Source organism: Pseudomonas sp. W15Feb9B, assembly GCF_000828175.1.
In the GTDB taxonomy this organism is placed as follows: Bacteria; Pseudomonadota; Gammaproteobacteria; order Pseudomonadales; family Pseudomonadaceae; genus Aquipseudomonas; species Aquipseudomonas parakoreensis.
Window position 1 is genome coordinate 1 of the sequence record NZ_JTKF01000055.1, and the last position, 8,190, is coordinate 8,190.

Consider the following 8,190-nt stretch of genomic DNA (forward strand, 5'->3'; position numbering starts at 1 on the left):
AGCAACATAGAATCTCCCACATGGGGTCCTGTGGAGGGTCAGATGCCCTGGCTACGCAGCCACGCCAGCAACTGCGGCAATGGAAACGCCCCGCTCTGACGCGCCACTTCCCGGCCGTTCTTGAACAGAATCAAACTCGGAATCGAACGAATCCCCAACTGCGCCGACAACTGCTGATTGGCTTCGCTGTCGAGCTTGGCCAGCCGGCACTTGCCTGCCAACTGCGCCGCCGCCTGCTCGAATACCGGCGCAAACGACTTGCACGGCCCGCACCAGTCCGCCCACACATCCACCAACAACGGCAGATCACCCTTGATCTGGCTGGCGTAATCGCCTTGCTTGAGTTCGAACGGCTTGCTCCGCAGCACCTCGGACTTGCAGCGCCCGCATTTTGGCTGGTCGGCGAGGCGTTCGGCGGGGATGCGGTTGAGGCCGTTGCAGGCGGGGCAGGGGATCAGCAATGGGGTGGTCATGAACGAGGTCCAGTGAAGGGCGATAAACCCTAGTTGGAGACGTTTGCTCATATTTTCAATCATGCGGATTTCAATGTTGGATCTAGGCTGAGTCGTACCGAGGCAGACCGTTGGTCTGCCTGGATGTATCGCAAGTTGCGATAATTTCATTTTGTGATTAACTCCCCATAGCAGAATGCGATAAGGATGTTGCATGCATGTGTTCAGTGAAAAACCCATTCGAGAGGCCAAGGAGCAGTGGCCACAGGCAGCAAGCGCGCTAGCGCAATGGTTTCGTCTGGCAAGCAGGAGTAATCCAACGGACTTCGCGGCAATGAAGTCGATATTTCCTGCCACCGACAAGGTGGGTGATCTCCACGTTTTCGACATTGGTGGCAACAAATTGAGGCTAATCGCTTTTGTCAGTTATCGGTCACAAAGGCTCTACATCAAACATGTGCTCGACCACCGCGAATACGATCGGGGCAAATGGAAGGAGGGAAAGGTATGAGTAGTTTGATCAAGACAGTTGCCGAGCACTGGGAGTTTGTCTCTCCGTTGCTGCGCAAACCGAAAAATGAAGAGGATTACGACGCCTTGGTTCAGGCCGTCGGCGAGATCCTTGAGATAACCGGTGATGATGGCTCGCACCCACTCGCGAGTCTGGTGGACATCATCAGTGACTGGATTGGGGAGTGGGATCGCACACACCATCCGATGGCCGAGGCGAGCGGCGAAGAGGTCCTCGGCTACCTGATGCGCGAACATGGACTGACTCAGAGCGACCTGCCGGGTGTGGGTACTCAATCCGTTGTTTCGGAAATTCTGAACGGCAAGCGCAAGTTGAACTTGCGGCAAGTTCGCTGGCTGGCCGACTACTTCAAGGTGCCTGTAGACGTATTCATCTAGGCTGCCTCAAGACGAACAACTGATCTCCAGATGCTTGCCCCACTCCGGCGGCCGTTCGGCATAACCTTCCATTCCCGGCTGTTCGTCGAACGGTTTGCTCAACACCGCATGCAGCCGGCGCACCTCGGAGTAGTCGCCTTGTTCGGCGGCATCGATGGCCTTTTGCGCCAGGTAGTTGCGCAGGATGTACAGCGGATTGACCGCGTGCATCCGCGTACGGCGTTGTGCCTGATCGCTGTCACCATCGCGGGCAACCCGTGCCACGTAGCGCTCGCCCCAGGCATCGAAGCCTTTGATGTCGACGAAGTCATCGCGCAATTGGGCGACAGCCTGTTCTGCTGAATCTTCGCCGAGGCGGCGGAAAAACAAGGTGTAGTCGACGCCGCTGTTCTGCATCAGCTGCAGCAGGTCTTCAAGCAATTTCTGGTCGTCATCTTCGGCGCTGGTGAAGCCGAGGCGACGGCGCATCAGGTCGAGGTAGTGCGCCTGGAACAGCGGCAGGTACAGGCCGAGGGTTTCGCGCAGGGCTTCGACGCTGATGAACGGCGTCAGCGCCTGGGCCAAGGCGCTGAGGTTCCACTGGCCGATCGGCACTTGATTGCTGAACGAGTAGCGACCCTGATCATCGGAATGGTTGCAGATGAAGTGGGCATCGAAATCGTCGAGGAAGGCGAACGGGCCGAAGTCGAAGGTGATGCCGAGGATCGACATGTTGTCGGTGTTCATCACCCCGTGACAGAAGCCGTAGGCCTGCCACTTGGCGATCAGTTCGGCATTGCGCTCGACGATCTCGCGGAACATTGCCAGATACGGTTCCGGTTGCTCCAGGCATTCGGGATAGTGCATCGCCAATACATGCTCGCCGAGCTGCTTCTGCTGCTCGGGACGCTTGGTGTAATAGAAATATTCGAAGTGGCCGAAACGGATATGGCTTGGCGCCAGACGCAACACCATCGCCGCGCGTTCCTGCTTTTCGCGCCACACCGGGGTGTCGGAGCCAATCACGCAGGCTGCACGTGAAGACGGAATGTTCAGCGCGTGCAGCGCTTCGGAAGCGAGAAATTCACGGATCGATGAACGCAGCACCGCCCGACCATCGCCCATACGCGAAAACGGCGTCTGCCCGGCGCCCTTCAGATGCAGGTCCCAATGTTCGCCGGCCTGGTTATACACCTCGCCGAGCAACAGCCCGCGACCATCGCCCAGTTGTGGCGTGTAGCCGCCAAACTGGTGCCCGGAATAGACCATCGCCCGCGGCTCGGCATCGGCCCACAACTTGTGGCCGCCGAACAGCTCGGCAAATTCCTGAGTGTCAGCCGTCGTCGGGTCGAGATCGAGCAAGGCCAGGGCCGCCGGGCTGGCGACGACCAGGCGCGGGTTGTCGATCGGCTCGGGCAGCACATGGGCGGAGAACGCGTCGCCGAGGCGGGCGAAGCGATTGTCGAAGGTCAGTTCGTCGAGGGCTTTCAAGGGCCGGCTCCAGCAGAATGTCCGAGCATTCTGCTGGGATCAGACCGGTTAGTCGAGTTTGGCCGGCGGCGGCTCTTGCAGCGGCTTTTGCTCCGCGCCCATCGGGACGATGGTTTTGTTCTCGTCTTCGATGGGTACCAGCTTGTATTCCTGGCCATGAAGGTTTTTCAGGTACACCTCCATCTGGCGGAACGAGATGTTGATGTGCTGCTTCTTGAACTCGCGGTTGATGAAGCGGTTCACTTCATCGATTACCGGGTTGCGGTCACCGAGGTCACGCACGTGCATGCGCAGTTCGTGATCGAGGGTGCTTTCGCCGAAGTTGAGGAAGTACACGTGCGGCTCGGGTTCCTTGAGCACGCGTGGGTTTTCCCGGGCGGCCTTGAGCAGCAGTTCCTTGACCAGATCCAGGTCGGAGCCGTAATCCACACCGAGTTTCAGCGTGACGCGGGTAATGGTGTCGGTCAGCGACCAGTTGATCAGTTGCCCGGTAATGAACGTCTTGTTCGGGACAATGATGTCCTTGCGGTCGAAATCGGTGATGGTGGTGGCGCGGATGCGGATCTTGCTCACGGTGCCCGACAGGTTGCCGATGGTGATGGTGTCACCGATCCGCACCGGGCGTTCGAACAGGATCATGATGCCGGAGATGAAGTTGGCGAAGATCTCCTGCATACCGAAACCGAGACCGACCGACAGCGCCGCCACCAGCCACTGCAACTTGTCCCAGCTGACGCCGAGGGTCGACAGCGTGGAAACGAAACCGACGCCGGCGATCACGTAGGACAGCAGCGTCGTGGTCGCATAGGCGCTGCCCTGCGCCAGATTGAGTTTCGACAGCACGAACACTTCCAGCAGACCCGGCAGGTTGCGCGCCAGGGCGAAGGTGATGCCGATGATGATCAGCGCGCCGAGCATGTCGCCGATGCTGATTGGCACCATGCTCATGTTGGCGCCGGTGCCGCTGGTGTATTCGTAAAGGGTGATGTTGTCGAGATACGAGAACACCGAGATCAGGTCAGCCCAGACCCAGTACAGCGCGGCGATGAAGCCACCGAGCAGCGCCAGACGGATCAGGCGCAGGGACTGTTCGTTGACCTTCTCGATGTCCAGGGTCGGCTCTTCGATCACCGCTTCGCCGTCGCCGGCCTCCTTGGCCGCCTGACGTTTGGCCAAGGCGCGCTGATAGGCCAGGCGGCGTGCAGCGACCGCCAGACCGCGCACGAACGTGGCTTCGATCACCAGCCAGAACATCAGCAGGTACAGGGTGTTGATCAATCGGTCGCTGAGTTTCAGCGCGGTGTAGTAGTAGCCGAAGCACACCGCGACGAACAGGGCGATTGGCAACAGAGTGAACATCACGCCTACGGCCTTGCGGAACAGCGAGGTGTTTTCGTGGGCCGGGCTGCTGATCAACAGGCGGCTGAGCAGCCACGCCATCAGCGCGTAGCAGGTCAGCACCACCGGCATGCCGATGACGTCGTCGGCCAGCGCTGCCGGTTGCAATTCGGCCACCGCCACCACGGTCACCAGCGCCATCACCACCAGCCCGAGGCGACGGATCCAGCCCTGAAGGAATTCGACCTGCGGTTTGTCCCAGCGGAAATGCAACTCGGCCACACCGCCTGGCGAGAGAATCCGGTAAGCGGTGTAGAACACGAGCCACGCCTGACCCATTTGCAGCAGCGCCGCGCCCATGTTGGCGTTCTGCCCGCGGGCGTCGATCTGCAGGGCCAGCCCGCACAGCGCCAGGCCAAGGGCCACCGGCATCGCCAGCAGAATGTTGATCAGGATCGCCTGCGGGGTATGCCACTGGCTGTCACGCTTGAAGTGACCGATGTCCTGGTGAACCTTGTTCAGCCGTGCATACAGCGCCTTGCGCCGCCACAGCAGAGCGCCGATCAGCAGGGCCAGCGGCAGAAACAGCAGCGGACGCTGGGTCAGACCGTCGGTCAGCTCGCTCAGGCTCGAGGCCAGCGGCAGGGTGTCGATCTGCCGCTTGAGCCGCTCCGGCACACCGCGTAGCCATTCTGTGTCCAGTGGCTTGTTGCTGGGGATCCAGAACATCTGCTCGTCGAGGGTCGCACGCAGGCTCTGCGCGGTGCTCAGCAGTTGTTTCTGGTTGAGCTGCAGGGTGATCGATTCGTTGAGCACCGCGCTCAGCTCGCGGTTCAGACGTTCCAGCAGATCGGCGCGGGTGTTGGCCAGTTCCATCAGGCTCTTGCGCAGTTGCGGGGTGACTTGTTCCGGTGGCTGGGTGGAAAGCAGGTTGTCGACGTAGGTCGCCGGGTTGCTCAGCAGTTCGCGTTGCTGACTGACTTCGAACTGATACAGGCGAATGTCGGCAATCTGGTCCGCCAGATCGCGGTCGACCTTGAGCCGCGGCAACGCCTGCTTCTGCTTATAGAGAATCTTCGACAGCAGCAGGCTGCCCTTGAGCACGTTGATCTGCTCGTCGAGGGCCGAGTCGCTTTGGGTCAGGCTGTCGAGTTGCTGTTTGGTCTGCAGGTTCTGTTGGGTGACTTCGTTGAGGCGGTCGGTGCTTTTGAGCAGGTAGTCAGAGAGCTTGAGGTTGGCGGCGCTTTCAGTGGCGAGCAGGCTGCTGCCGCCGGCCTTCTGTGCCTCGATCGATTGCTGGGTGACGGTTTCCTGCGACTGTGCCAGGCGCTTCTGGTTGATCAGCGTCTGCAGTTCCTGGATCTCGCGATCGAGTCGGTCGGACTTTTCCGTGAGCAGGTCGTGCTGGCTGTTGCCCAGATCCTGCAACTGGCTGTTGCCGGCCAGTTCCTGACGGCGCAGCGGGATCAGTGCGTTCAACGCGGCGAGCTCGGCGTTCAATTGATCGCGTTGTTCGGCACTGACGGTCTTGCCGCTGTCCTTGCCGGACTTGAGGATGTTGTTGATCTGCTGGATGCGCGTCTGGCTGGCAGAGATTTCTGCCTGCGCACGCTCTGGGCGAGTCTGGGCGGTGATGATCAGGCTGTTGGCATCGGCCAGGGCTTTTTGCAGGTCACTTTGCTGGGTCGAGCGATCGGTGAGGATCTGCTCCAGCTGCTGGATCGACTCTTTGCTGAAACGCTGCGCCACTGGCACCACTGCCGTGGCCTTGAGGCGTGCCAGTTCGCGAGTGTTCTCGATGGTCTGCCGCGGGGCGGAGGCCAGTTGCTGCTTGAGGTCGATCAGCTTCTGGTCGTAATCACGCCGGCTGTTGAGCTGGTTGAGCGTGGTTTGCAGGACCGTTTGCAGGGTCTTTTTGTCGGCATCCGGCAGTTTGCTGTCGGCCAGTTTGTCCAGGCTGGCCTGCACGGCTTCGCTGGACGGCGGTTCAGCGGCATACAGCGGGCCGACGGAAAGACTCAGGCCCAGCAGGGCCGCGAAAAAGAAAGAGCGCAGGGTAGGCATAGAGACCGGTCAAGCAAGTGAGAGTGGACGCAGTTTAGAGGAAGAGACCGGGACCCGGGCGACTTCCTTCGGGGAATCTGACGCCCACTTTGCCGATCTTGTTCCCGTCCATGACCGCGACCGTCCAGTGGGTGTTGTTCCACTCCACCTGGTCGCCAACGATCGGCGCACCGCCAACCTTCTGGGCAATGAACGCGCCCAGGGTCATGTCCGGATCAATGCCCTCGGCCGGCAACCCGTAAAGCGCCGCAACCGCTTTAAGCTGGGCGTCTCCTTCGAGGACGAAGTCACCGAAGAAACGCAGATCCAGACCGCGTTGCGGTGCCTGGCTGAACAGTTTGCCGAGGGCTGGAAGGTTGTGTTCATGGCCGATAACACACAGCAAATCATCGACTTCCAGCACCGTACTACCCGACGGATGGAGCAGTTGCTGGCCACGAAACAGCGCGGCGATACGTGTCCCTTCGGGCATTTTCAGCTCGCGCAGCGGTGAACCAATGCACCATTTCTCGGCGCCGAGCTTGTAAACGAACAGTTCCCACTCGCTGGTGATGTGCACTTCCAGCGCCGATCGCGAGATCGGCGCCGGCTCCGGCGGCACTGTCACCTTGAGCAGTCTGGCGACCCACGGCAGGCTTGTGCCCTGCACCAGCAGCGACACCAGTACGATGAAGAACGCGAGGTTGAAGTACAGCTGCGCATTCGGCAGCCCGGCCATCAACGGGAACACTGCGAGAATGATCGGTACCGCGCCGCGCAGACCGACCCAGGAAATAAACGCTTTCTCGCGACCATGGAACGCCTTGAACGGCAGCAGGCCGACGATCACCGACAGTGGCCGGGCGAACAGAATCATCCACAGCGCCAGACCGAGGGCGGGCAGGGCGATCGGCAGCAAATCATGCGGAGTGACCAGCAGCCCCAGCACCAGGAACATGCCGATCTGCGCCAGCCAGGCCATGCCGTCGAGCATGTGCAGAATGCCGTGACGGCTGCGCACCGGGCGGTTGCCGATCACCAGACCGCACAGGTACACCGCGAGGAAGCCGCTGCCGTGCAGGGCGTTGGTCAGGGCGAACACCACCAGACCGCCGGCGATCACCAGAATCGGGTACAGGCCGGTGGCGAGGTTGATCCGGTTGACCAGTTGCAGCATCAGCCAGCCACCGCCCAGGCCGATCACGCCGCCGATGCCGAATTCGCGGATCAGGTGGGTCAACAGGCTCCAGTGCAGGCCGGTCTGGCCGCTGGCGAGCATGTCGATCAGGGTCACCGTGAGGAACACCGCCATCGGGTCGTTGCTGCCGGATTCGATTTCCAGGCTGGCGGTCACCCGTTCGTTGAGGCCCTTGCCGCCGAGCAGCGAGAACACCGCAGCGGCGTCAGTCGAACCGACGATGGCACCGATCAGCAGGCCCTGAATCAGGTTCAGGTCGAACAGCCACGCGGCGGCCATGCCGGTCAGTCCGGTGGTGATCAACACCCCGACCGTCGCCAGTGACAGCGCCGGCCACAGGGCCACGCGGAAACTCGAAACCCGGGTGCGCAAGCCACCGTCGAGGAGGATCACCGCCAGTGCGAGGTTGCCGACCAGATAAGCCGTCGGGTAGTTATCGAAAATGATCCCGCCGCCATCGACCCCGGCGGTCATGCCGACTGCGAGGATGATCACCAGAATGGGAATGCCGAGACGGGAGGACAGTGAGCTGACAAGAATGCTCGCACCTACCAGCAACGCGCCGATCAAGAACAGGCTGTTGATGGTCGTCGCATTCAAAGGCAGTACTCCAGAAGCGTAAAGACGGGCACAAACTGACCATGCAGTCTGCGTGCCAGCGATTCTAACCTGTTGAAATGTGATGCTGTCAAAAAGCTTTTTACGCTATGGGATTTGAGGTATGGGTTCGGCTGGGGATCGCTACCCTCACCCTAGCCCTCTCCCGGAGGGAGAGGGGAC

6 protein-coding genes are annotated in these 8,190 nt (G+C 60.7%); 2 read left to right on the forward strand and 4 right to left on the reverse strand.

Features of this window, described 5'->3' with window-relative positions; translation table 11 throughout:
• Positions 1–38: 38 nt before the first annotated feature.
• The gene (gene trxC, locus OC71_RS24155) at positions 39–473 is read right to left on the reverse strand and encodes a thioredoxin TrxC (RefSeq protein WP_041074120.1); all 435 of its coding nucleotides are present in this window, start codon (positions 471–473) and stop codon (positions 39–41) included.
• Between the two features lie 193 nt (positions 474–666).
• On the opposite strand from trxC, the gene OC71_RS24160 reads away from it, so the two are divergent.
• Together OC71_RS24160 and OC71_RS24165 are read left to right on the forward strand one after the other, a co-directional pair.
• Positions 667–963, forward strand: a complete 297-nt coding sequence (locus tag OC71_RS24160) for a type II toxin-antitoxin system HigB family toxin (protein ID WP_041074122.1) — start codon at positions 667–669, stop codon at positions 961–963.
• Positions 960–1,361 carry a type II toxin-antitoxin system HigA family antitoxin gene (locus OC71_RS24165; RefSeq protein WP_041074124.1) on the forward strand — a complete coding sequence of 134 codons (402 nt, stop codon included), beginning with the start codon at positions 960–962 and terminating at the stop codon, positions 1,359–1,361. Before OC71_RS24160 ends, OC71_RS24165 begins: the two co-directional genes overlap by 4 nt.
• Before the next feature lie 6 nt (positions 1,362–1,367).
• Here OC71_RS24165 and selO read toward each other — a convergent pair whose 3' ends face one another.
• The 3 genes from selO to OC71_RS24180 are packed head-to-tail and all read right to left on the reverse strand — an operon-like array spanning position 1,368 to position 8,010.
• A complete protein-coding gene (selO, locus tag OC71_RS24170; protein WP_041074126.1) occupies positions 1,368–2,831 on the reverse strand; it encodes a protein adenylyltransferase SelO in 1,464 nt (487 codons plus the stop codon).
• A 48-nt stretch (positions 2,832–2,879) separates the two neighbouring features.
• A complete protein-coding gene (mscK, locus tag OC71_RS24175) occupies positions 2,880–6,233 on the reverse strand; it encodes a mechanosensitive channel MscK (RefSeq protein ID WP_041074128.1) in 3,354 nt (1,117 codons plus the stop codon).
• 34 nt (positions 6,234–6,267) lie between these two features.
• Positions 6,268–8,010 (reverse strand): potassium/proton antiporter, encoded by a 1,743-nt coding sequence (locus OC71_RS24180; protein ID WP_041074130.1) that lies wholly within the window; start codon positions 8,008–8,010, stop codon positions 6,268–6,270.
• Positions 8,011–8,190 lie beyond the last annotated feature (180 nt).

What these genes read in the sequence shown, in the direction of transcription:
- OC71_RS24165 (WP_041074124.1), top strand. Translation starts at nt 960, where the DNA reads ATGAGTAGTTTGATCAAGACAGTTGCCGAGCACTGGGAGTTTGTCTCT.
- trxC (WP_041074120.1), bottom strand. Translation starts at nt 473, where the DNA reads ATGACCACCCCATTGCTGATCCCCTGCCCCGCCTGCAACGGCCTCAAC.
- mscK (WP_041074128.1), bottom strand. Translation starts at nt 6,233, where the DNA reads ATGCCTACCCTGCGCTCTTTCTTTTTCGCGGCCCTGCTGGGCCTGAGT.
- OC71_RS24160 (WP_041074122.1), top strand. Translation starts at nt 667, where the DNA reads ATGCATGTGTTCAGTGAAAAACCCATTCGAGAGGCCAAGGAGCAGTGG.